This window comes from Segatella sp. (assembly GCF_977051555.1).
The window spans coordinates 1-25964 of the sequence record NZ_CDRSSE010000004.1; the positions used below are offsets into that span (position 1 = coordinate 1).

Annotated in this window: 19 protein-coding genes; 3 read left to right on the forward strand and 16 right to left on the reverse strand. The window is 46.3% G+C overall.

Going from position 1 to position 25964, the window contains the following annotated elements; genetic code table 11:
- Nucleotides 1-1013: 1013 nt before the first annotated feature.
- Nucleotides 1014-1307, forward strand: a complete 294-nt coding sequence (locus ACWJAO_RS01520) for a hypothetical protein (RefSeq protein WP_449139016.1) — start codon at nt 1014-1016, stop codon at nt 1305-1307.
- 130 nt (nt 1308-1437) lie between these two features.
- A complete protein-coding gene (locus ACWJAO_RS01525) occupies nt 1438-1800 on the forward strand; it encodes a hypothetical protein (RefSeq protein WP_449139017.1) in 363 nt (120 codons plus the stop codon).
- Between the two features lie 984 nt (nt 1801-2784).
- Here the strand turns inward: ACWJAO_RS01525 and ACWJAO_RS01530 are convergent.
- A complete protein-coding gene (locus tag ACWJAO_RS01530; RefSeq protein ID WP_449139018.1) occupies nt 2785-5331 on the reverse strand; it encodes a hypothetical protein in 2547 nt (848 codons plus the stop codon).
- Nucleotides 5332-5550: 219 nt separating this feature from the next.
- Here ACWJAO_RS01530 and ACWJAO_RS01535 point away from each other — a divergent pair, with 219 nt between their 5' ends.
- Entirely contained in the window at nt 5551-5889 is a 339-nt protein-coding gene (locus ACWJAO_RS01535) for a hypothetical protein (RefSeq protein ID WP_449139019.1), read from the forward strand.
- A gap of 4 nt (nt 5890-5893) precedes the next feature.
- Here ACWJAO_RS01535 and ACWJAO_RS01540 read toward each other — a convergent pair whose 3' ends face one another.
- From ACWJAO_RS01540 to ACWJAO_RS01610, 15 genes are all read right to left on the reverse strand, one after another.
- Nucleotides 5894-8464, reverse strand: a complete 2571-nt coding sequence (locus ACWJAO_RS01540; protein ID WP_449139020.1) for a hypothetical protein — start codon at nt 8462-8464, stop codon at nt 5894-5896.
- 68 nt (nt 8465-8532) lie between these two features.
- A complete protein-coding gene (locus ACWJAO_RS01545) occupies nt 8533-9210 on the reverse strand; it encodes a DUF4974 domain-containing protein (protein WP_449139021.1) in 678 nt (225 codons plus the stop codon).
- 10 nt (nt 9211-9220) lie between these two features.
- Complete coding sequence (locus ACWJAO_RS01550; RefSeq protein ID WP_449139022.1) at nt 9221-9733, reverse strand: sigma-70 family RNA polymerase sigma factor; 513 nt, start codon at nt 9731-9733, stop codon at nt 9221-9223.
- 102 nt (nt 9734-9835) lie between these two features.
- Nucleotides 9836-11200: an MATE family efflux transporter gene (locus ACWJAO_RS01555; protein ID WP_449139023.1), complete on the reverse strand. Its 1365-nt coding sequence runs from the start codon at nt 11198-11200 to the stop codon at nt 9836-9838.
- 62 nt (nt 11201-11262) lie between these two features.
- On the reverse strand, nt 11263-11664 hold the full coding sequence (locus ACWJAO_RS01560; RefSeq protein WP_118190210.1) for a hypothetical protein: 402 nt from the start codon (nt 11662-11664) through the stop codon (nt 11263-11265).
- 15 nt (nt 11665-11679) lie between these two features.
- The gene (locus ACWJAO_RS01565) at nt 11680-13746 is read right to left on the reverse strand and encodes an AAA domain-containing protein (protein ID WP_449139024.1); all 2067 of its coding nucleotides are present in this window, start codon (nt 13744-13746) and stop codon (nt 11680-11682) included.
- A gap of 73 nt (nt 13747-13819) precedes the next feature.
- Entirely contained in the window at nt 13820-14785 is a 966-nt protein-coding gene (locus ACWJAO_RS01570; RefSeq protein WP_449139025.1) for a serine/threonine protein kinase, read from the reverse strand.
- Nucleotides 14786-14821: 36 nt separating this feature from the next.
- Nucleotides 14822-15391 carry a hypothetical protein gene (locus tag ACWJAO_RS01575; protein ID WP_449139026.1) on the reverse strand — a complete coding sequence of 190 codons (570 nt, stop codon included), beginning with the start codon at nt 15389-15391 and terminating at the stop codon, nt 14822-14824.
- A gap of 35 nt (nt 15392-15426) precedes the next feature.
- Nucleotides 15427-17073 carry a leucine-rich repeat domain-containing protein gene (locus tag ACWJAO_RS01580; RefSeq protein ID WP_449139027.1) on the reverse strand — a complete coding sequence of 549 codons (1647 nt, stop codon included), beginning with the start codon at nt 17071-17073 and terminating at the stop codon, nt 15427-15429.
- Between the two features lie 3 nt (nt 17074-17076).
- Nucleotides 17077-18072: a hypothetical protein gene (locus ACWJAO_RS01585; RefSeq protein WP_449139028.1), complete on the reverse strand. Its 996-nt coding sequence runs from the start codon at nt 18070-18072 to the stop codon at nt 17077-17079.
- A gap of 1 nt (nt 18073) precedes the next feature.
- Nucleotides 18074-19135, reverse strand: a complete 1062-nt coding sequence (locus ACWJAO_RS01590) for a hypothetical protein (protein WP_449139029.1) — start codon at nt 19133-19135, stop codon at nt 18074-18076.
- Nucleotides 19136-19191: 56 nt separating this feature from the next.
- Nucleotides 19192-20088, reverse strand: coding sequence for a fimbrillin family protein (locus ACWJAO_RS01595; RefSeq protein WP_449139030.1), 897 nt, complete (start codon nt 20086-20088; stop codon nt 19192-19194).
- A 49-nt stretch (nt 20089-20137) separates the two neighbouring features.
- Entirely contained in the window at nt 20138-23698 is a 3561-nt protein-coding gene (locus tag ACWJAO_RS01600) for a leucine-rich repeat protein (protein ID WP_449139031.1), read from the reverse strand.
- An 85-nt stretch (nt 23699-23783) separates the two neighbouring features.
- On the reverse strand, nt 23784-24704 hold the full coding sequence (locus ACWJAO_RS01605) for a fimbrillin family protein (RefSeq protein WP_449139032.1): 921 nt from the start codon (nt 24702-24704) through the stop codon (nt 23784-23786).
- Nucleotides 24705-24942: 238 nt separating this feature from the next.
- On the reverse strand, nt 24943-25812 hold the full coding sequence (locus ACWJAO_RS01610) for a PfkB family carbohydrate kinase (protein ID WP_449139033.1): 870 nt from the start codon (nt 25810-25812) through the stop codon (nt 24943-24945).
- Nucleotides 25813-25964: the final 152 nt, after the last annotated feature.

Sequence of the window (25964 nt, forward strand, 5' to 3'; positions counted from 1 at the left end):
GCTCGGGATGGCTACTTGCTTCTCTATGATGATATTTTTGATAATTTGCTTGTCCATACAGAAATATTTTAAAGTATACTTTGCAAAAATACGAAAATATTTCTAACTATACTTCGAAATAATTCTAAAAGTTGCTTTATTTAAGGAATTTTTATGCTTTTCTTGGGGAATGTGGATAAACTCATCTACTTCCGCTTCTACCATAGGGTAAACTTGCAGGAAATCATCACGGCGCAGAACGAGATGCCTATCCTTATTCCATCAAAGTCGATTCCTACAATCGGCTGTAAACGTAGAAAGTTTCCTTCTAAAAAGGAAAGAAATCGGCAATTATTTCCTTTTAAAAAGGAAATTTTCTGTTCTTTATTTAATTCCTGCGGTTTCAGCTACCTGCATAAGCGAAGAGAGTATTTAAGTGGAAAAGCAGATAGCTAGGTTTTGCCTTCTAGAGAAGAGGGGATTTTCAAGGGGTGGCGTTCCAGTTCCAGTTGTTCCAATTAATTTTGAGTGGGTATGCATCTTTGGTTTGTCTTTCTTCTTTACTTCTTTATATTATATAACTTATTGATTATTAATTAATTATATATATAATATATAAAAATATATACAAAAATAGGGGTAGGAGGGATATGCTGAAAAAATAATTGGAACAACTGGAACGGGAACGCTTCCTTTTCTTCTAGAAGGCTCATTATCAGATAGTTAATAAAATTTTTGCGTTCCAATTAACCTGCTGAATCTTCCAGATTCCAGTTCTTCCAATTAATTTTAAGAGGGTATGCATCTTTCGCTTGTCCATCTTCTTTACTTCTATATATTATATAACTTATTGATTATTAATTAATTATATATATAATATATAAATATATACAAAATAGAGGGTAGGAGGGATATGCTCAAAAAATAATTGGAAGATTTGGAATCTGGAAGATTTCCTAATCTGCTTTCTCCTAAAAGGCTTATTATCAAGTGGTTAATGCAATCGTTAATCTTCCGTAAGGCTTTAAAAAGGAATGTATCTTCCAAAAAGGAGCGTTTTTGAGGGCTATATCTGTTTCTTTTCTCTTGCTTTTGTGCATTCTTTTGGGGTAACCATGCTCTCTTTTATGGTAACCATGTTCTCTTTTATGGTTGGAAATGAATCTGAAGCAATAAAGAATTCCGATATTCGGGGTGAAACAAAACAGTTTTTTGGGGAAAATGGAAGTTATCTGGAACGGAATCCCCATTTTTTTGTGGATTTTTTCCCCACTCATTCCCCGTTTTCCCCACTCTCTGTTTTTGATACGAAAATGATAAGTCGTTGATAATCAAATAAAGTAGTCTATTTGCTCATTTTCTGGCACGCATCTTGTGATAATGAATAGCGGGTTCGATAATGAATCCACAACGAAAGTAAATAACAATATTAGTAATAACAGTTTAAAAGATAAGATTATGAAGAAGTTCGTTTTTGCAGCTATCGCAGCTATGGTAATGGTTTCAGTAAGTAATGTTTTTGCTTCTAGCAAAATGATGGGTAATTCTGAAGTAGCTCCAGTTGATACAGTAGCTCCAGCCGATTCTACAGTAGAAGGCACAGCTATCAGTTCTCAGGCTAGCGTTGAGGATTCTGCCAAACAGGAAACTCCTGTTGAGAATGCTACAGAGTCAACAGAGGCAAAGGCAAGCGAAACTCCTGTAGAGCAGGTGGAGAATGCGCAGCCTACAGAGGAAGTAAAGGCTCAGGATGCACCTGTAGAGAATACTCAGCAGGAGTCTACAGAGCAGACTGTTGCGGACAAGGCTGTAGAGCAGTAGGCTGTTGCTGAATAGTCTTAAGAAGGTATTCATTTGCAAAGCGTTATAATAGAGAAAAGTGTATTAGAAGTTTCATCAAGGTAATAGGTTATATTTAGGTTTACATTGTAATTGCATTTCCTAGAAAAAGAAAGTGTAAAATTTAGGTTCGGTTTATGGAAAAGGAGTCTGCTGGCAGGGATGCTGGCAGACTTCTGCTTTTTTGTTCGGGATGAGCAGAGAGTCTCAGTCTCAGAGTCTCAGTTATAAATAAAGGGGGTACCATTCTTCCGCTCCCTCTTTCTTTATCTTTATAACTTATTGATTATTAATTAATTATATATTAATATATATATAATATATAAGTATATAAGAAGAAGAGGGGGTGCTTGAAAAACAACTGAGACTCTGAGACTGAGACTATGGAAGCAAGTAAAAGGGAAAGAGATAATAACCTAATTCACTAGAAAGCAGCGACTTATGAATGTTTTGCGGTTTTTTGTTTTCGGTCTCAGCCCTCTAGGTTATTCCAAAGATTTTACAAAAACACTCTTTTTAGGTTTCCAAAACCCGCAAAATTGCTTTGTTTTTGGCTTTAAAGTAGATTTAGACCTTGCTGAAATACTAAAACATGTTCTCCTAAAAAATGCAAGCAAAAACGAGATAACTGAGACTATTGCCCGATTTAGAGCCGGAAAAACCGGAAAGTGAGTCTCAGCTGTCTGTTTTGAGTCATTTTCATCCTAAATATTTTCCCAGTTAGAGATTTTTATTTTCCTAACTGGAAATATTATTTTCTTCTCTTAGAAGGGTAATCTTCCCAGCGCAAAATTGCCCTAAAAATGATGCTTGTCGTCTATAAACGACAGAATTGATACATTTTTATCGTCTATAAACGATAAAATGTGTATTTGGATTACTGATGACAGGCAAAAAGGCTGAACTTCGGGTAAGGAAGTCCAGCCTTTTGCTTATTTGTGATTTTCTGAAAACTGAAGACGCTTTTTACTTGAATACGCCAGCATCTGAATCGTAGTTGTTGATGTTCTTCCGGATGTTCTTCTTCTTTCCGGAGAAGAAGTTGTAGCTGACACCCAGCATCAGCATGCGGCGATTATCCTTGATGATGTGCTGTTCCGTCTGGTTCATAATCGGATTGTCGAACGACCGGCTCTCGTACTTGGCAGGAGCAAACATCCACATGCCATAGAGCGAGAAACGCCAGGCTCCCTTCTGATAAAAAGCAGAGAATTCACTCTTGGACTCATCCGCCTTGCGATAGTCCAAGACTGCCATCTTCGAAGGAATATTTCCCTGGTAAGATGCTCCCCAGTTTCCCTTCCGGAAATTGATGCCATATTTGAAAGGACTCCACCAGTAGCAATGGCGACCATAGGAATTGCTGATTACCTCCCGCTCAAAGCCTCCACCCACCATCAGTTTCAATACCTCGTTCTTGAACGGCTTGAACTGAAGATAATAGCCTGTGCCATAACGCCAATAGAAACTGCCGTTTTCATAGGTAGAGACGATACTGCGCCGGTCGTTCACCGTAGTCCAATAATAATAAGGTGTGATTACCTTGCCATTATAGATTCCATAAAGTGCTACTTGCAGGTAGAGCATCGCATCATTATAGATGTATCTGAATATCGGTCCGCATTCCATCGTAGCCTTTACATTCGGGTTGCCCTGCTTCATCAGTCCGGGGATGACTATCGTCATGTTCTCGCTCAATGTTGAAATGGCGGGGTAATTGATGCCGCTGGATGATAGCAGCTGCAACGAACCGTTCTTTAGCTTATAAGATAAATACAGCAACGGAAGAATATAGTTGTTGTTATAGGTGAGATCCTGATAGCTCTGGGTTCTCCACGTGCTCTTTACGCCTATACGATAGGTAAACTTGCCGATATGGTTCTGGTATTGGGCATAAACCGTATTGATCTTGATGCATGAAGAATACTTTGATGGCTCATAGCCGGAAAGGATATTGCGCACATTATAGTCGCTCCACTTATTCCAGGTATAAACTCCTGCCGACAGCTCTCCCTGCTCCCATTCTTTGGTATAATCTGCTTCTCCTATCAGGGAGTAGATGTGACTTCTGGAGTGCATGGCATCATCAGTCAAGATACTATCCTTGTCGGAAGTCCATTGCCGGTTGAGCATTTGCTGCCTGGTGTTGAAGTAAGAGCCGAGCACATCTACATCGAGTGTCTGCTTATGGGCAAACTGCTTGCTGAGATAGAGATCTACTGCTGGCTTCACGTAATCTACAATATCCTTTGTGTTTCCGAATCCATCCTTCCAAGCCTCGTTTCCTTGCGTTGCAACCTCGCTATTTCCCCGGTTGAACTTATGTGACAATTCTGGCGAAAAGGTGACCTGGAAGGTTACGTCATCTGGCTTGCTGTAAGCATACTTCAGGTTGAACTTGTTGTCGGTATAGCCAAAACGTTTGTGCAGATGGTAATCATAGACTGCCTGCTGGTCGTCAAGCGTAAAGGAATACTGGTTGTCTTCTATCCAGTCACGATAGTTTCTCACGTTGATGCTGTAATCGAAGGAAAACTGATGATTGCCCTTGTTGTACTTGAAATACACATTGTCATCGCTAAACCCTGTGGTCAAGGCACTAGACACATCAAAACCGGTAGTATAACCCGTATCAAGCGGCTTGGTAATGATGTTCATCAAGATGCCCACATCGCCGTATCTGATAGGAGGATCTTCGTAGTATTCCACCTTCTTTATTTTGTTGGCGGCAATAGCCTTCAAGTCGTTCTCGCTCGTCATCGGCACGTTGTTGATGAGAATCTTGATGGATTTGCCGGTCATACTGGATGTCTTGCCGGTCATCGGATCGGTATAGATTCCCGGGAGTGTTCCCAGAAGATCCTGTGAATGGCGTGAGTTCTTGATCTGTTCGTCAGAGAATGTATAAGAGGCATGGTCGCCATGGTCGATACGCAGCTTGCCCTTTACTTCCACCTTGCCCAGTTGATAGGCATTCGCCTGCATCCTCACATTTCCGATGCGGGCAATAGGTACCAGCTTGCAAATCGTCTTGTAGCCTACGAAGGAAACCTTCATGAGGACCTGTTTCTGCTGGCAGGGGATGACGAAATCGCCATTAGCGTTGCTCACGCCTCCACAGAGGAAGGAGGAATCCTTCGGGTTGAGCAGCTGGATATTGGCGAATTCTACAGGAAGATTGTGATTGTCTATCAGTCTGCCTATCAGCTTGCGCTCGCTCTTGCGTATGCATTCTACCGTGATGAGGCTGTCGCCCACGGTCATCTGCATCGGATAGAAACCGATTACCTTGCGGATGGCATCGGGAATATTGGCTGTCTTCACGCTCTGGGTAACCGTGAAATCCTCCAGTTCGTTGTAGATGAAGCTGATTTTATAGCGCTTGGAAGCCTTGTCGAGGTCGATGAGGACGTCCGACATGCTGCGGTCGTGATAGTTGCGCTGGATGTGCTGTGCGCTCATCGCCAGGGCGAACGTGCACAGCAGGAATATGATGGCTGAAAATCTTCTCATAATTCTTTTTTCTATGTTTCTAAACTTCATTTCAGGCGACATGAACCTGTGTTTTCGCCCTGTTTTGTCTATATTACAATCGAGTTTTCTTTTTCCTAACCCCTTAGCAGATTTTTTTAGTGCAAAATTACGAAAAAACGCCAAATGGCAATCTTTTCCTAATCCGAAATAGCGTTAAAAATGATGCTTGTCGTCTATAAACGATAAAATGCGTATCGTTTGCTTCATCTTTTTCTTGTAGATGCAGACACTTCGTTGCTGGAAAACATAGTTGCCGTCACGCTCAGGCGGAAATATGGTGACGGCAGCTATTTCTGGAACAGCAGGAATGCCGAGGTAGATTTTGTGATTCCGGAAGAAGAATTAGCCATACAGGTTTCCTACTCTATGGCAGATCCCGATACTTTCCGGAGGGAGACAGATGGGCTGATCAAGCTTTCTTCTGTCCAGAATGTCAAGCGGATGATTGTTGTGACAAAGGACGAGGAGGATGTTGTAGAGAAGGATGGTTGCCGCATAGAGATAATCCCTCTATGGAAATGGCTACTGGAATTCTGATATTCTATCTGATACCATTATCTCTATCGCTATTGTTCAACTTACGGCTGCCTGTATGGTATCTGCGACCATGGTTGAAGTTGAAGCTGGCAGCAAAGACAAGCATGTTGCCCTGGTCTGCAAGATGAACTTTGTTCTTCTGCTGCACATACTTGTTGAAAAGTTCATCCTTATACACACAGCCATGAGGATAGAATACGAATAATCCGAGAACGCCAAACTGCCAGTTCTTATAACTGTAGGTTACGGCAAGATTGGAGGTTGGCTCTCCGCCATTCGTCTTTTCTCCCCAGAAACTCTTTTCCACCTTATAGGCACCATAGCCAATGTTCCAATTGCCCGTCATGTACCGAATTTCTGCTCCATAACGGAAGTAATTGAACTCGTGGGAATAATCCAAACCCTTTGTCTTGACATTTTGATACTCGCACATAAGGTTCAAATCCAGATGATCCTTGATGAGGTGAACTTCTGGAGTTAACAGCAGGTGCTTGTAATTATGACTCTTCTGATTCTCCGGCTTGCTCACAAAGAGATAAGAGCCATCCTCCCGCTTTTCGGGCAAGATAGAAGTAGCTATAGGTTTGTCGTAATACGTCCAGTTTCCCTCCAGGTACACAGACATCAGCGGAATGTTCCAGGAAGCCGACAAGGTATTGTTGTAGCCGGTAAATGGCTTCAGACCGCTATTGCCGTCACGTGCCTCAAAGCTGTTGGAATATTGGCGCAACTCGCTCAAATCGGAAAGGCTTGGGATGTCTGACGTGATTTTGCTGCTCCATTTAAAACTCAGACGGTCGCTAGCCTTTGCCTGTAAAGTTACCTGTGGGCGAAACAGCCATTTGCTGTATCCGTTCTCCCCCTGATGGATGGAAGACCTTGTTGCGCCAACTCCCACCTGATAACTGAACCACTTCTGCTGTCCCTGTAGCTGGGTGAAAAGATAGAGATTGCTGTACTTCAATTCCGTATCAGCATTACTGCTTCCCACATAGATATTATCTGTATGGCTGATATTATATTGTCCACCCACCGATAAAGCCATCTGTTTCCAGTTCTTGCTGTATGTTCCTTCACCAATAAGAGAGCGCTTTCTACCTGTTGCATCATAACTGTAATCGGTCAGCGGAGCGCTTTTTACAGATTCCTCCGGCGATTTGTTGAACGTATATTCCCTCATACGATACTGGTAATCTGTACCGATGTAAGTACCCACCAGGTTCAGAGCCAGGTTCTGGTCATGAGGCATGTTGAGCGAATAATAAATATCCAGGGATGGAATCTGCTCCAGCATTTTTCTGTTGTTTTGCAGATATTGATTCGCCTTGCCGCTTTCCTGATAAAGCTGGTTCATGCCTCTCACCGGACTGTTGTGATTGTAGAAATTCAACCGTACATTCAATGTATATTTGTCTGGCTCACTAAGATTATACCCCAACTGTACATTATTGGTGGTGTATAGGAACGGAGAATCATAACCTAAATAATTGCGATGTAGAGTTTCTCCGGTAGGCAGATGATAAGTACCGAGACTCTCATAGCTACGTTCCTCTACCGAGCGATAGGAGAAACTGTAGTTGATACTGAATTCCGATTTCTTCACATTGTATTTGAAATAACCGTCGCTATTATTGAAACCAGCCTTGGTGCCTTGCATCGTAGAGACTCCACCCACATAACCGGCATAACGTCGGCGGACCTGGTAGTTGATGACTGCATCCAGATTGCTGTTTCCATATTTGAGTCCTGGAACATTGATGAATTCCACCTTTGTAACTTCATCTGGCTGCAAGGCTAAAACATCCTGCATGCTAGCCTTGACATCGTTGATGCGTATTTGCACATCTCCGCCCTTTAGTGACAGAACTTTGCGTTCTGCTCGATTTACGATAATGGTAGGCAAAGACAAGTTGTCCAACAGATCATAACCATTGGAAGCCGTTTTCACCTGCTCTTTTGTAGGGAAGATGATTTGTCTATCTACTTTTTCTACAACCCTTGCGGCTTCAACGGTCACACCTTTCAACAGGTACGAATTCGCCTGCATTCTTACATTTCCGATGCGGGCAATAGGTACCAGCTTGCAAATGGTCTTATAGCCTACAAAAGAAACCTTCATGAGGGCCTGCTTCTGCTGGCAGGGGATGACGAAATCGCCATTGGCGTTGCTCACGCCTCCACAGAGGAAGGAGGAATCCTTCGGGTTGAGCAGCTGGATATTGGCGAATTCTACAGGAAGATTGTGATTGTCTATCAGTCTGCCTATCAGCTTGCGCTCGCTCTTGCGTATGCATTCTACCGTGATGAGGCTGTCGCCCACGGTCATCTGCATCGGATAGAAACCGATTACCTTGCGGATGGCATCGGGAATATTGGCTGTCTTCACGCTCTGGGTAACTGTGAAGTCTTCCAGTTCGTTGTAGATGAAGCTGATTTTATAGCGTCTGGAAGCCTTGTCAAGGTCGATGAGAACGTCTGACATGCTGCGATTATGATAGTTGCGCTGGATGTGCTGTGCGCTCATCGCCAGGGCGAACGTGCACAGCAGGAATATGATGGCTGAAAATCTTCTCATAATGATACTTTTTAACTTTGAGCTTTGAATATTGAACTTTATGATTACTTTGAATGTCGAAAGTTCAGCTATTTCACAATCAGCTCGTTTTGCTGCAATTCGATGTTTACGTTCTCGAATTGGTTCAGTTCTTTTACGATGTTCTCGATGCTCGAATGACTGTTCCATTCGTAATAGAGGCGGAGGGTCTTGTCCTCGTTATTCTCAAACTTCACTTGTAAATCATAATAAGAAGCAATCTCTGAAATCATCTTCTCGAAAGCTACATTCTCGAAAGTCTTGTGAATGGCAGGCTTTTCTGGTTTCGGATGGATTAGGGAATCCTTTTCTGCTACCTGCTTTGCGGAATCTGATTTTATGACTTCCGGATGAGCATCTGCGGTTACCTGGGTTGGTTCCTGGTTGCGCTTGATGTAAGTATGGATTGCGGCAAAGGCAATACCCGAAATCAAGACGAAACCGGCGATGGATGCAGCCAGTTTGCGCCAGGAAGTAATAGGATGGGATGCTACTTTCTGAGCAGCATTCTGAGTCGCTTCTTCCTGAAGATGATGCTCCTGGCTGAATTTCTCCCATTCCTCATCTACATTAATAATAGGAGAGGGGTTTTCAAGTGCAGAATCCACTTCCATCATCGTCTGATAGTGTTTTCGGCATTCCTCATCCTGCAATATTTCACGAATCTCCTCATCAGAATATTTCTCCTGATGGTCGATGATATCCAGTATTTTTTCAAACTTGTCCATAATAAATCTGCTAAGGGTTAAACTTTTGTTTTAATTTTCTGATGCCTTGCGCCAGATGCTTATATACTGCCACTTCGCTGATGCCCAATTCTGTAGCAATCTCCCGATATTTCAGTTTCTGCCGAAAACGGAGATCGAGTACCTTGCGGGTTTGTGGCGTGAGTTCTGCATCCATATAAGCCAGAATTGCCTCGTACTTGTCGGTCTCCCTGTCTATTTCGGCAATCGTCGCTTCCAGGGGAACTATCGAAGGCGAAGCATCGGCTTTCAGAAGATGATGAACCCGGTCTTTCATCTTCTGTCGGCTCAACAGGTTGAGGCATTTATGGCGCACACACACCAGAAGATAGCTCCCGGCGTTGGCGGAAGAAAACTGGGTCTTTCCGTCGAGCACATCGGCAAAGACTTCGCTCACCACATCCTTGCTGGCTGCATCATCCTTTAGAAGTACCCTGGCCAATTGGTACATCCTCAGATAATGCTGCCGGAAGAGCTGTTCTATCGTTTCTTTGTTTATTTGCATTACTTTATTTCTTTTCTTTTGCCTATATTACAATCGAATTTTCATTTTCCTAACCCTTAGCAGAATATTTTTAATGCAAATTTTTAAAACGTCAAAATTACCCTAGCGGGTTTGCTCCTTCTTCAGGTGCTTATAAAGCCACAGGAAGGCGGGAATGAGGAAGAGATCTGCCATGACCCACGCTACAGGGTCGCCGAAGCACACGCCCGTCCATGCCAGGGCAGGTACTAGCCAGAGACTCACGCCGCATCTTGCTATCATTTCCATCACGCCACTCAGCAGCGAGAGGTTACTGTAACCCAAGCCCTGGATGCTGTATCTCAGGATGGTAAGCAGACCTAAGCAAGGATAGAAATAGTTGGCGATACGCATAAACTCAGCAGCATAAGTCACCACTTCCGTTTCGACCTTATCCACAAAGAGCATCATCATCTCATCAGCAAACGGATAGATGAGCAGGAAGGTGAAGACGAAATAAACCAGCATCATCCTGATGGAAGCCCTTACGCCCTGACCGATTCTATCCAGCTTCCTGGCTCCCAGGTTCTGACCGCAATAGGTAGCCATCGCCACTCCGATGTTCTCGAATACGCAGGTAAAGAGATATTTGATGCGCATAGAGGCAGTAAATGCAGCCACATAAACCGTTCCCAGAGCGTTGTTCGCACTCTGGAGCATGATGAGACCGATAGCGGTAATAGAGAACTGCAGACCCATCGGAACGCCGTTGTTCAGCAGAATGCTTACCTTTTTATTATCAAATTTTCTTTCTTCTCCCTTCGGAATCAGAATCTGCATCTTCTTTTTGATAAAACAGATACAGAGCAGCACGGAGATTCCCTGAGAAAGCCAAGTGGCAATACCTGCTCCCTCTACACCTAACCCCATACCGAGAATCAGAATGCCATCTAGAATGATGTTGATGATCGAGGCGGTAATGAGGAAATAGAAAGGCTGCTTCGAGTTGCCCAGGGCGCGAATCTGACCGGAGAGCAGGTTGTAGGCGATGGTAAAAGGAATCGCCGCAAACTGCAGCATCAGGAAGATGTAGGCATCATCGAACACCTCCTTCGGCGTATTCACCAGATGCAGAATCTTTCCGCAGAAGATGCAGGAAAGAAAGGTGATGACCACGGCAAACACCACGGCGATGCGGATGCTGTTGCTTACGTAAGCCCGCATCTTGGCATAATCCCTGGCGCCGAAAGCCTGGGCGACAGGGATGGCAAAACCGGCACAGGAACCGTTGCAGAAGCCCATGATGAGAAACATGATGGAGCTGGATGCGCCAACAGCCGCAAGAGCTCCCACGCCAATCCATCTTCCCACGATGGCGGCATCGATAATGAGATACATCTGCTGAAGGATGTAACCCAAGATAAGTGGAATTGCAAATTTGATGATGGCTCGCAAGGGCGAGCCCTCCGTCATGTCATTAGTAGACTTTGAACTTTGAGTTTTGACCATTGAACTTTATGATTAGTTTTTGTTATCCTAAAAATATGAAAGAGGGGGAGAATGCACTCATTTTATTTGAGCGCATCTCCTATCTTCTGTTTGATTTGTGCCATTTTGTTGCGGCGTTCGATGGAGAAGGTATCTCCGTGGGCTTCCACATAATCGAAGAGCATGAAAGCCTTGTTCAGGAGTTCGTCTCTAGTGGGCTGTCCCACCATGTCAGCCTCGTGATAATAGAGTTCGGCAAGCATGTCCATCTTGGAGAGTCGCTTCTCCTCGTCCTCTATTCCTGCCATTGCCTTCATTACATCTTCTATGGTGGCGATGCTGTAGAAGGCGTAGGGGCCTACGTATTGGTTGTAGAGCTCCTTGATTTTCTCACGTCTCACCTCCACCTCTTTCTTTTCGAGCATTCTTTCGAGTGCCGCCATAAACTCGCGAATCAGTCGCTGTATGTAGTCTCGTTGTAGCATAAAATAGTCTTTACTTTATTCGTTGTTGTTGATAGCTTCAATATACTCCCACAGTTTCTTGTAGAAAGGATGTTTCGTCATCGTCTCCTTGTTACCCAGGATGATGAGTTTCATGCGGGCTCTCGTCATCGCCACGTTCATGCGGCGAAGGTCTTTCAGGAATCCGATCTGTCCTTCATCGTTGGAACGTACCAGAGAGATGAGAATCACGTCTCTTTCCTGCCCCTGGAAACCATCAACCGTATTCACGCTAATCAGGCGGCGGTAAGGCTTGAAGAACTCATACTTCTTGATGAGCTTCTTGAGATATTGTACCTGGGCACGGTAAGGCGAAATGATGCCTACATCGATGCTCTCGCTCAATACCCGCTGCTTGCCTATCTTGGTGAAGTATTCCGCCAGAGTGAGCAGGGTAAGCTCGGCTTCTGCCTTGTTGATACGCCCGAAACTCTCACCCACAAACTGTTCCTTGAAGTTCAAATCAGAATTCTGATTGGCTGCAGATACAGAAGATGATGTGGAAGCAGAATCCTCGGGAGCATCTTCTCCTTCTATCGTTATCTGATTCTCCTCGTTTGATGTATCAATCCACGTTATCGGATGGTCGTAATCCAATACGCTCCGGTATTTGATCTGAGGCGCACTCTCCACCTTGCCCCCGTAGAACCAGTCGCTCGAGAATCGCATGATTTCGTCGTTCATGCGGTATTGGATTTTCAGCAGGGTTACCACCTCCGGCTTGTTTTCGGCGATGCGCTCCATCAGGGTCTTGCCCAGTCCGGCTCTTAATGCCGCAATACTCTTTACGGTAGGCGGCAGCTGACAATGGTCGCCTGCCAGAATCACCCGGCTGGCTCTCTTCATCGGAATCCAGCAGGCTGCTTCCAAAGCCTGGGCTGCCTCGTCGATAAAGAGGGTGCCAAACTTCATGCCTTCCAGCAGATGATGGGCAGAACCTACTAGGGTGCAGGCGATAACACGCGCTTCGCCAAAGAGTTCTGCGTTGATGCGGAGTTCTATCTCGGCGGCACGGCTCTTCAGCCTGTCCATTTTCTGATGATAGTTTTCGCTACCCTTCTTCCTGTTCTTTCTTAATTCTCTGATAGCCTTGCGAATCGCCCAAAGCTGAGGGTAATCAGCATGGCTCTCAAAGCGACGCTCGTAGGTGAAGCCCAGCATCTTGTCGTTCACGCGGGTCGGGTTTCCGATACGGAGCACGTTGATGCCTCTATCCACCAGTTTTTCTGAAATCCAGTCTACCGCCATATTGCTCTGTGCACACACCAGAACCTGGCTCTCACGCATCAGGGTTTCGTTGATGGCTTCCACCAGGGTTGTAGTCTTTCCGGTTCCCGGAGGTCCGTGAACGATGGCCACATCCTTCGCCCAAAGCACCTCGTTCACAGCCCTTTCCTGGGTAGGATTGAGCCAAGGGAACTTCATCGGTTCGAAGGAGAATCTTCCTGCCTTCTGATGGGAATAGAACAAATCGCGGAGATAAGCCAGACGGTTGTTCTTCGCCTTCATCACGCGGTCCAGAGCCTCAAACATCAGTTTGTAGCTGGTTTCATCAAAAGAAAGCTGCACGCCGATAGGCTCGGTTGACTGCTGAAGTTCGAGCAGAGGGGCTGAATCGGGAACGGTAATCACCATTCTGTCGCCATCCACATAACTCACGGTTCCGGTAAAGGAGAAATATTTGATACTTTGAACTTTGAGATTTGAACTTTGAACTTTATGATTAGCGTCTGAGGGGTTTTCTGCCTTCTGAAGGGCTGAGTTGCCCTGGTTCTCATTCTTGCCCATCTTCTTGACCATAAAGAACATGACGGGGCGACCGAACTCAAAATTGTGCTCGATATCCTGGTCTGAGGTACGGAAAACCTCTATGGCTGTCTGGTTCAGCGAATTATAAAAGCTCTTTCCCACCTGTAGCGGGAACCAGGCATCACCTCGTTTCACCTTCCGTTGCATTCCCATCTGTTCGGTAAGCTTGCGGAAGGCTTCTTTCTCGGTATAATACTCCAGCTGGAGGAGCGTGCGTTGCTGCAATAATGCCTGAATTGGTGAAATCTGTTCCATATAGGGTGCAAAAGTAGCGTATTTCTGCCGAATATGGAAAGAAAAAGAGATAAATATGCTTAAAGTTCCTGCTTTATTTATCCCAAAGCTGATAGTCGATTACCTTATTGTCGTTGGACTGAATACTGTCGCTTGCCGAAGATGCAGGCTCTTGGGCATTCTTCTCCAGATGATAATAACTACCGGCAAGGGCTGCCAGCAGGACGATGATGAGGGCACAGAGCAAGAACATGGTGTGGCGGTAACGGGGCGTACAGGACAGGCGTTGGCGCAGTTGGGCGATGTTCTGCGGACGGCTCTGCGGGTCGCGGCAACTACAGATTTCTGCCATCTTGCAGAGCACCTTATCGCCCGTAGCCTTGGCCATTTCGCCCAGAACCATGCCCAGAGAATAAATATCGGCACGTGGTTCTGCCTTGGCACCCGGCAACATCTGTTCGGGAGCAATATAGCCCGAAGTACCGGCTGGCGATTTCAATACGCAGAAAGAATCGCTATCCGAGAGACCGAAATCGATGAGCTTCACGTTCTGCCCGTTATGGGTAATCATGATGTTGGAAGGCTTCAGGTCGCGATGAATCATCTGTTTGTTGTGCATGTATTCCAGCGCATCCATCAGCTGTCCTGCTATCTTACGGGCGAGTTCTACAGAGAGGGCATTCTTCTTGATGAGCTGTTCCAGATTGTCGCCGTCAATATATTCCATCACCACTACCGTGCCCAGGTTGTCAATCTTTTCCAGGTCGATGGTACGGCAGATATTGGGATGCTCCAGCTGCTGACCGATTTCAAACTCCTTGGCGAGTGCCTGGCGGTAAACCGGGATGTAGAGAAAATCGTTCTTGAGACATTTCAGCATGAAACGCTTGCCGTATTTAGTGGCTGTAAAGATGCGTGTATGGCCCGAAATAGACACGTAGCATTGGCGGAGATTGCTGAACGCATCCTCCACAGGCAAGGGGTTTGAGGTGCTCATCTCCTTGCTGATATCCTCGGTAAATCCCGATGTTGTTTTCTTCTTTTCTTCAGTTTCTTGCATGCTCACGGATTTCTTTTTTGATGGAAAAACAGATGTTTATTTCTTGTTGATGCTGATGACGGTAAGTCCGCCGTTTCTGCCGGCTACGAACGAGGCTGTACGCTCGCCGCCACGCTCGATGTAAGGCAGGAAGAGGGGTTGCTCCTTGATGAAACAGCCTGTTACGAAGCGGTCGCCAGGCTGCAGCTTGCTGTTCTCTGATTTCTCTATTTCATAGGTACTGTCGCCCAGATAACGGAGCTGCAGCAGACGGTTGGGGCTCCAGCCGATAGAAACGAGAGTGCCTTCTTGCAAGTCGCTGCTTACCAGCTGGTTTGCCTTGAAGAAAGAACTGTTATACTTGGTGCTTGTCTTGAGCCAATGGGTAAATTCCATGTAGTTCCGATGCCCGATGTATTGGGAAAGCACATCGAGGGTTACCATGCGTGGCTTGTGATTGTCGCTCACATAACCATAGAGTCGTTTGAGGGTGGATGGCGAAATAGTTCCACATGTTTTCTTATCCAGATAGAGTGAAAACTCTTCAAAGTCGGTTGTTGTGGCAAGAATCTTGCCGTATTTCTGTTCTACGAGCGATTTGAGCTCTTCTATTTCGGGTGTTGTCATAATTTACTCTTTAACTGTATGAATGTTCTACAATTCTATTTTTCAACGATATGGGTGAATTTGCCCCATATCTTATGGTTCTGGTAAACCTTTTTCTTACCTACAGGCACGTGGAGTACGCAGGTGGTGAAGAAGCCTTCTACCTTGTTGGCGAAGGCGTTTTCTTCGCAGTAAGGAACCATGGAAGCTGAAATATAGAGGTCGGTAAGCGGACATTCGTCGAAGGCGTAGGTGCTTATTTGCTCTGTGTTAGCTCCCAGATACACTTTCGTGAGGTTCCGGCAGCCTTGGCAAAAACCCGTAGGAATCAGCCTGATGCCTGCCCCAAGATGTATTTCCTTTATCTGACTGTCCATGAAGGCACCTTGTCCTAATGTTTTAACGTTGTCTGACAGATAAAACGCCTCGATGCTGCATTCCTTGAAGGCGTAGGCGCCAATGGAAGTAAAGGCGGATGGGAGGGTGTATTTTCCCTTCTTGCCCATCGGGAACCAGACGATTCTGTTGCCCTCTGCATTCAGCAGCACGCCGTCCTGACTCTGGTAATGAGTGTTGGCAGACGAAACCGTAAGGGCTTCGAGCGCCGTGCATCCGCTGGATGGGAGAATGCTGCCTGCTGAGGCTGGAATCTCTATTTCGCGGAGCGAAGTACAATCGGCAAACGCATCTTTCTCTATGGTAGTTGCATCGGCAGGAAGAACTACGTGGGTCAGTTTTTCGCAACCGGCAAATGTGCCTTGCACAATCTTGTTTTCAGCAGCTTCGTGATGATAAGGACCTACCATTCCGCCTGCTGCCAGGTGAACGTCGGTAAGGTCTATATCCGAAAGCTTGCCGGAGGTTGCTTCATTATTGTTGTCGCGCCCCATCATCATTCTCATACAGCTGAGGTCTTCGCCGTTCAGGGTTCCGGCTATGGTCAGCTGGGTATATTCGTAGAGATGGTTGCCCATCAGCTGGGTCAGTTCGCCTGTTTCGTTTAGCGTAATGGCGTCGCTCGTATCATATCTGATGGCGGTTCCGATGGTTTCTCCTACCGTATTCCGGGCGAAAGGCTGAAACTCGTAGTGGGCATTCCGCTCCAGATTTCCGATGCGCAACTTGATTTTGCCCTCTTTTCCGTCAAAGTTTTCTAAGATGTATTTCTGCTTGTTCTCCGGCTCGCCGGTCAGATAAACGTAGCATCCGGTTTCGGTCATCGGTTCGCCTCCATCATCGGTTATTTCGTAACTTACGAAAGCGCTCATCGGTCCGTGGCTCAAGAGCGTGGCCGATGTCAGCTTCGGACTCATATTGGGCTGGGTGGTGAAACTCATCATATTGCTGGTTGTGGTTGTTCGCCCGTTGCTGCCCTGCAGCATATAATAATAGGTAGTGCCCGCTTTGAGTCCCGTCAGGACCAGCGAGACGTCAGCTCCCTGGGCATGAACCTCGCTGGTACTGAGACTCATGCTCTCCGAAGTACCGTATCTGAACAGGAGTTTCGGCATTTCTGTTTCTCCCTCTATGGTGGCTAATCCGTTGAGGGTAGCCTCTGTCCGGGTGATGTGGGTTGCCTCTGTGGTTACCAGGTGCGGCTCCAGATAAGCAGGCTTATCGCTATTGCTGCACCCTGCCATCATCATGCTTCCTATCAGGAGGGCAAGAAGTCTGATGCTGCGTAATATGCTTTTTATATTCATTTCTTACTTCTTTAGTTTTCCTATTTTAATACCTATGCCGATGCTGCCCTGCCATTGTTTTCCGGCGATGGTGATGGCTGAGGCTGCGATGCTTACCCTGTTGAACGAGGCGAGCACACCCAGTTGGGCGGCGAAGCCTTTGTGGGTAAGGTCTTCGTTGAGCAGGTATCCGCCTCCGCTGCTCTCGGTAAGTTGCCAGGCTGTTGCGGTTTTGCCGTAGCCTACGCCTTCGAAGAGACAGAAGCCATGCGTAATGTGGTGGATGGCTCCAGCGGTAAAGGTGTAGTTCTGGTGGCGTGTATTGCCTGTATAATAAGGTTTGATGCTGCTGCCCGGCGTGAAACCTTCTTCGTTGCAGGTTCCTTCTGTGCTGCCTATGCTCTTGAGGTTGCTGCTGGCATGGATGAAGAAGCCGTGGCGGCGTATCAGGGCGAAGAAGAGGCCATAGGAAGGTCCGTCTTCATGAAGGGATAGCGTGGCGAGCGTATAGAGGGCGAGTGGCATCTTCGGACGTACTTGTGGGATGGTAATCGTATCTGTTACCGTCTTCACCTCTACGATGGTATCGTGCTTCTCCTGGATGATAGGAGCAGGTTTGGGCAGTTTCATTTTCAGCTCGTAGGTCATTCTGCTTTCCAGCGGTTTGCTGAACCGGTAATCGCGCAGCACGCCCCATTCCGGATGCTTGATGGTAAGCAGTTTGGATCCTTTAGGAAGATAGAGCCAGATTTCGCCCACTTTGTCTTTTCGCGATACGATGCCGAGCGGGGTAGAGAAGGCAAAGTCGGAGGGTGCTTCTACCTTTACCAGGGCGCAAGGCTCATCGTTGAGGTCGCGTACGGGGGTGATAAAGGCACTCACATCGTTGGGCAACAGACGGAAACCTGCTACCGAAAATTCCTGTGCCTGAACGGATGCTGACCACAGGCTTAATATGAATAAGAGTATCGTGAGTCTTAAACTCCCAGCTCTTAACTTCTCACTCCTAACTGTCATCATATTATTCTAAATTAAAGTCTTGTATACTGATTACATCATCTCCGCTATGTACGGTTCCTGCCGGTTGCCAGGTGCGCACGTGGATGAGCGGCATGGACGGGTTGCGGAAATCCCAAAGTAGAAAGAGATAGCCGTCATCTGCGTAGCGGTCGCTCTTGTATTGCTGCCGGAGGGTGACGCCGTAAATGCCGTCCATCGTAGGATGGCGCATGATGCGGAATCCCGAGAACTTCAAGTCTATCTTCTGATTGGCTGTAAATACCTTCGCCAGTCTTGAAATATAGTCTTTCTTCGAGTGAATGGCGTAGGTTACCTTTGCTTCAGCCTGACACTTGTTGTCGTTGGCTACTGGTTTTACCACGTTTCCTACGATGATGAGTGCCTTGTCGCTAAACACCTGTTTCAGGAAATCAAGATCCTTGGTGGTATAGGCTGTGCGGAAATGTTCGCAGTAGTTGAGGATGGTATGGCGGCGTCTGGCATCGGTTTCTGTGAGTTTGCCCTGCATGATTTTCGAGGCTTCCTTGTAGAAAGGATTCGACTGCGCCATCGTCTTGAGATCTGTCTGCGAAAGATGGCTGGTCTTTCCTGCTTTTGGTGCATTCGCTTGTCTGCTTGCCTGTTCTTCCGGTTGGTAATCAGCCGAGTTCTTTGTGCCTTCTTCTGCCTCTCCATTCATCAGCATCTGCGCATGCTGCCTGTTGTCTTCAGGAACCGCATTCTTGTTGTCTTCTGTGAATACTACCATGCCCTGACGGTCGATAAATCCCTCTCTCTTAGAGTTTTGCTCGCGAAACCGGAGTTGTCCGTTGCGGAAACGGGTGTCTAGCAGACAGCCACGCAAAGGGATGGCAAACAGCTCGTTACCGTCTGCATCTTCTACCACGTATCGCTTGCCTTTCGCGCCGTTGTCCTGTTCTACAAGTTCCAGTCCTTCGTTCACTCCGTATCGGATTTCCTGACAGTCGCCTTTATAAACGGCAGAGGGCAGCAGCCACAAGGCTGCCACCCATCCTCCGAGAAGGAGTGCTAGAAGGGATAATATCAATACCGTCTTCTTCATTTATAATTCTCTGTATTCTTATCATTCATAGCCCTTCGGGAGAAAGGCTTTCTTATTTATTTCCCCCAGTTCTGAATCTCGCCGCCTATCTCTATCTTCACCTGGTCTGGGTTGTCAGAAATAATGAAGTTGACAAGATGTTCGGTTCCGGGTTTAAACTGGAATCTGCTCTCGTAGAGATAACTTACACCTTTCATTACCACCTCGATGAGTGGTCTTTGGTTTTCGATGCGTTGAGGCACGATGATGGCCGAGTAGATGTAGTCGCTCTCCTGATGGGCGATGATGCTCTGTTGGGTTCCTTTCACATAACGGGTTGCCACGCCTGCCTGAAGGTCGATGGTGGCTGTAGGTACCGTGCTGTGGATGGTTACCTGGGCATGGGTAGGCATGTCTCCCTCAAAGTCTTCGCCCTTGATCAGGCGTATCTTGAGCTTGCTCATGATGTGCTTGAAGTTGAGGCTGATAGGGGAGTTGGATGCCTGGATGTCCTTGCTGGTGGCAAAGAGCAGGTCGCTTGCCTCGTAACCGCCGGGTGCAGTTGCCGTCTTCGGGGTACTCTGGTCGAGGGCTACGCTGAATGGCTGGTCTGTCGTGCTGCTTACGCCCTGTATGTATGGGTAGTAAGCGTAGGCGTTGTAGGTGCCTTCGTCCCAATAGAGGGTGCGGGCGGCTTCCCATTTGCTGCCATCGTAGGTGAGCGCTTCGTTGTTCACGAGATTGCCGCCTATTTCGAGTGGAGCCTTGCTTTCTGCCACGTAGAGACCTATCTTGTCGTTTGACTCGAAACTGGTTGCTGTGGCACGGCTCTGGCCGGGATAATTTACGGCAAAAGTCATCGGCGTAGATTGGGCATCCTTGAAGCGGGAGGTTGTTTCCACCTCCTCGCTACATGAAACCATTCCTAATATAGCCAACGCAAAACTGGCGTATCTTATTATATGTTTCTTCATTTTTTTCTTGTTTTAATGGTCCATATTCTGATTTACCTTGCCCTCGCTCTTAGCGATGCTTTCTAACCTTTGCCATTTTCAGCGGACTGCCTTTATGGAAGATAGGAGCATGCTGGTAGGTTCCGGATGTGCGTTGGTCGCCATTGCCGCCGAATGCACGGCTCTCTACGATTCCCGCATCCCGTTTGTCGTTCTTAACGAAGTCTTCGAAACTGTAGGTTTCTCCGGCATAAGCCTTGATGCGCTTCACGATACTCTCACGGCTGATGGTGCTGTAGTAAGGAATATCGTTGTTCATGCAGGAGTTCGGCTCCGAACGGAATACGCCTCGGTTGTGCATGTAGCCTCCCTCGTAAATGTCTACGATGTCGCTATATCGGTCGTCGAAAATCAGATGACTCCAACCTACGCTGTGCATCTTGCCGGTAAGTTCCAGGTTATCAAACCAACCGAGTGACTTGGCTCCGTTGAATTCAAGAACGTGTCCGCAGCAGGTGCAGTCGCAGAAATCGATGAAGGCGTTGTGATAAATGTACTCATCGCCCAACTTTCCGAATCCGTGTCCGCCTGCCTCATGCTGGATGACGCCGCGGGTATCGAGCGGATAACCGTAGGTACTCTGCGGACAGAAGGCAATAGCCGAACCATCTTCCCACATCTGGCAGATGCCGCCGTAATCGGTAGAATTAGGAACTATGATGATCAGGGTCTGATTCAGATTGCCCTTGTTGACTGTTGGAGCGCCCAGAGCATAATCGAATACTTCGTCATAATCAGCCTTCAGTCCTACGCCACCGGTAAAGGTGGTATTGAATCGGTTGTAGCGGATGGTGTTCACGGTTCCTACGCCCGATTCCGTAGAAAGCGGAATGGCGGTATAGACGTTGAAGTAATCACGGTAAGTCTTGTAAGGCTCGATACCGAAGAAATACTCCACTTCCTGCTTGATATCCTTCAGATATTTTCCGCTGGCAATATCCTTTGCGCTAAAGCCGTCGCCGAGCAGCACGATATTGATTCCACCATTGTTGCCCTTGGTAGCCTTCTGCAGGGTAATCCATTCGTCCTCTCCATATTCATAACCATACTGCGAAACGCTACATTCGTGGGTGTAGTCTTTGTCCTTCAGTCGGAACACCACCTTTCCATCACGACTATCAGCATTCTTAGCCATTCCCTTGATGGTCAAAGTAACTTCTGTCTTCTTGTTGCCGCTGGCAGGAGAAACCTCACACCAGTCTGGCTTGCTTGCTACTTCCCATTCGCCTTCTGCGTTAATCACCAGTTTCTGCTTGTGCTCCGTGCTCAAGGCGCAGGCTACAGATGGTCGGCAAACGAGTTCGTGGTGAGCTGCGATTCGCTTGAAGTCGCACCAGCCTGGTGCTGATTGATATTGGGAAATGGCAGACTCTGGGACTTCGAGAGTGAAGTTGTCCTTGGCTACGCCATCGAAAACTTGTTTGTAAACATGTGGTGGCATCGTTCCTTTACAAATAATGCTGTTGATACCAAAGCAGTTTTGAAAGGCTCCGCCATCATCTGTCCAAGATGGTTCCCATCTGATATTTTCGAGACTTTCAGGGAATATGAGCCCCTCTAAGCTGCGGCAATTGGCAAATGCGCCAGCGCCGATGCTTTCAAGTCCCTCAGGAAACTCTAAAGTACCCATAATTCGCCAATTATAGGCAAATGCTTTGTTACCTATTCTAGTGACGGTTGAAGGAATATTCAAATTTCCGGAAAAATCATTATTATAGAATGCATCGTCTGCAATTACTTTCAGACCTTTTGGTAGATGTAATTCTCCTTTAAAACTGTTATCTCCAAATGCAGATTGTCCAATACTAGTTATACCATCATTCAAAGTTAGAGTACCATTGAAACCGCATCCCGTAAATGTTTCGTTTGGTATGGATGAAACTCCTTGTGGTATTTCTAATGATCCTGTTAGGTTATTACATAAGAAGAAAGCTCTCTCTCCTAACTTTTTGAGTTTAGAAGGAAGTTTTAATTCTCCATAAAAACCAGAGCACCTATCAAAACAATATCCTCTTATTATTTCAACATTATCTGGTATAATCAGATTTCCTGTTAGATTAGAACAGTATTGAAATACTCCATTGTAATAGTCGATACCCTCGTCTTTGATATCCTTGTCAGGTCCATCTCCTGAAGTTCCTAATTTTTTTAGAGTTGATGGTAAAGACAAAGTACCGTTTAATGAACTACATCCAGTAAAAGCTCCTCTTTGAATCTCTACAACTCCTTCTGGAATAATTAACGAACCTGATAGGTTTTTACAGTTAGTAAATGCGTTGTCACCAATAGCCTTAAGTCTATCTGGAAAAACAAAATTGACCAGGGTTGAATTTCCACCGCCACCTTGTGCGTTAAATGCCGAAACAGGAATCTTATCTTCAAGATATTTTTCGTCGGAATTATTTGGATTAGTCCATGCTTTGATATGTACTTCCTTGAGGTTTAGAGCAGAAAGAATTGGCATAGAATCTCTCATGAAATAGAAATCCTTGGCATTAATCTCACCCGTAATCTTCAGGTTCTTAATCTTGGTATAGTCCTTATTAGCCGCAGTAATGGCTTTCTTCAAACCTCCAGGAGTAGAGTTGATGACAATATACTCCTTCGCTGTTGCATCATGGCTTACCAAATCATTCTCCCAAGGAGTAATGCTTTCGCTAACCAAAGTAAGTTTGTAAGCGCCGCTTCCGGTCTGCTTGTCTACTTTGATACCGAAGTTCATCATCTTGCCAGCCACATAGGTAAGTGCCTCGTTCTTAGTGAACTTATAAGGCACGCCGCCGATGGTGATGCTGAAGAGGGTTGTGCCGGCTGCTACGGTTTGAGGAACCACGATGGTGCGCCACTCGTCGTTAGTACGAGATGGGATGGTCATGGTGCTCTCTACAGCACCTGCTGTCTTGATTTCGCCGGTAGAAAGGTTGATGCTTGCCTTGCGGGCTACGTTGGCTGTCAGGACAATCTTCTCCAGATTCGCCCATTCGCCCTCAGCAAAGCCGGAACCCTGAATTAGGGTAACGCGGGCATTAGACATGCGATGCGCCATAGGCAAACGGATTACGCTGGTAGTAGGAGCCACATCTGATACCTTGCCCCAGAGGAAATCGCTCGCTTCGTAGCCACCCATCTCGCCATTCTCGGTTGCCTTGCTCTGGTCTTTCTGTACTTCAAACTGATAATCTTCGATGCTCTCAGGATTGGCAAACGGATAGTAACCATATACATCAATATGCGTATGCTTGTCTTTCCAGAAAAGGTCATAAGCAGAGTTCCACTTATAGTTTGGCTCATCGAAAGTGTGGCGCACATTATCGCCACGGTTGCCATTTACCTTCAAGGTTCCAGGCTTGTTTCCCTCGTAATCTACGATATAAACGCCCATCACGTCGCCGTTGCAGAAACCGTTGTCGTTGACGCGGGTTACGGCAAGCTGGTCGATATCGCCCGAGAGTTGGATGCGGTTGCTGTCGTGCTGCTCGGTCTTGTCGCCGAAGAAGTCATCGCTACAGCCTGTCAGGAGCATGGCTCCTGCCGCAAGCAGATATAATAATGAATGTCTTACTCTTTTCATAAATAATTCTTTTGGGGAGATGAGCCTTCGTTGATAGAAAACCCATCTCATATTATTTCTAGGATAGAAAATCGTCTGTACTTTTTTATTCGGCTGTACCACCATAGTCGATACCGTCGTCTTCCCACTTGCTGATGTTTACATTCACGCCGTTGCTGGTCTTGATGAGCGTAACGGTAAATTTATGCTTCTTGCCAGCCTCGAAAGCGGAAAACTTAGATGACTTAGGAAGATTGAAATCTCTGCCGTCAACATTTACGGTAATGAGATTTCCCTCGCCTACGGCTTGCGGAATGATGAGTGCCTTGTAGTTGTTGCCTTCTTCCTTGAGCGGAATGATGTCTGTAACATCGCCCTTGGCTGTTACGGCGCCTGTAGAAAGATTGGCTGTAGCCTGTGTCTTCAGCCGGTTAATCTTTACGCTAATCTTGGCTGCTGCAAGCGAAGCCTCTGTGAAACCGTTTCCTGCCACGAGATTGATAATCATCTGGCTCAACACGTGTTTGGCGTCTATCTTCACGGCGTTTTCGGTAGGAGTCACATCCATCGTCTTGCCTATCAGAAGTTCGCTAGCCTTGTAGTTCTCGGTTGTGCTCTGGTCTGCATTTACAGTCCAAGGCATCGCCTCTATGTTGCCGATAGAGCCTGAGTATGGATAATAAATGTAGAAATCGGCATGGGTGCTGTTGTCTTTCCTGTAGGTTGGGGATGCTGCCTTCCAGGTTCCATCATAGATAAATTTCGTGTTATCTATATAGTTACCTGTCGTTTGGAGCGTTGCGGCAGAGCCGTCGGCTTGATGGTTGACGACAAACAGACCTATCTGGTCGCCCGCTTCGAAAGCCAGATCCGTAGCACGGCTTAGTATCGAAGTGCTGATGCTGATAGATACTTTTGCTGGCGGGGTAGGCTTTTCTGTCGGGTCCAGTTCGGAACTACCACCTGAACATGCGGTTAATGCGAATAGCATGCTCCCTACGATTGCTAGATGCTTCTTCTGTTTCATGATTTCTTTATTTTATATGATTACTTTTCCTAGGTGTATCTGGAACTGTCAGTTTCATTTACTCTGCAAAGGTATGAAAAAATGCGTTATTATGCAAGTTCATAATGGTCCATATATGAAAAAAGTTGCTAAACAACATATTTTCAGAGGGTAAGCGGAGGGTGAACTCAAAGAAAAAAGGCAGTTTCCTGCTTGTTGGAAACTGCCTTTCTCTTAAAAGCGGGGATTGCCCCGTCTGTTATCTGATGATTTTCATTACATCTTCGATGGTGCGATTGAACGGTCCGTTGTGCTCCAGTTTGATGGTACACATGGCTGCAGCAAACTTGCCGGCTTCTACTGGATTGGCTCCCTGCAGGCGCTTGTAGAGATAGCCTGCCGAATAGGTATCGCCGCATCCGGTAGCATCTACTACTTCATGAGGAGGATAGGCTGGAATGTCGTAGAACGTATCATCTACATAAACCAGCGAACCCTCGCTACCTAGGGTGATGATAACCTCGGCTACGCCCCAGGCATGAATCAGCTTGGCGGCTTCCTTCGGGTCCTTCAGTCCGGTAATGGTCTCCATTTCGGTCTCATTCACCTTCAGATAATAGGTGTTCTTGAGCACCTGGAGTTTGTCCTTCCAGTCGATGGCGTAAACTTTCTCGTCTCTCACCTCGCGCAGATATCCCTGCACATCGATGGAAACTTTTCCCTTCTTGGCAAGAAAGGCAACCACTTCTGGCGAGAAATCATCGCTCAGCAGACTGCCCAGGTGGAAGACCTTGGCCTCTACATGCTCCAGCTGCTGGATGGTGAAAGGATCTGCCTTGGCAAGCACTCGCTGCTTACGGTCGTTAGGATTATCGCCATAAATATTCTCGAAGAAAACCGTATTGCGCGATGGGTTCAAGGTGACGTCTATTCCTGCCTTGAGCATCTTTTCAACCGGTTCCTTCTCGGTAGAATCCATCGCCGTAATGAGCGAGAAACTTACATCCTTTGGCAATTGGTTGATGGCGTAGGCAAAATAAAAAGAGGTGCCGCCAGCCATGTAAACCGTACTGTTCGGGGTCACGATTTTATCCTTTGTTACGTGCCCAATACAACAAATATCTTTCATTCTTATTACATTTAGCGGATGCAAAGGTACTGCAAATCGAGAATAATACAAAAAAAAATGGGAATTATTTTGTTTTGTTCGCATTTTAATGTACCTTTGCATCGAGAAAAAGCAATTTTAAAATATTATCTAGAATAGATATAAAGAAACAT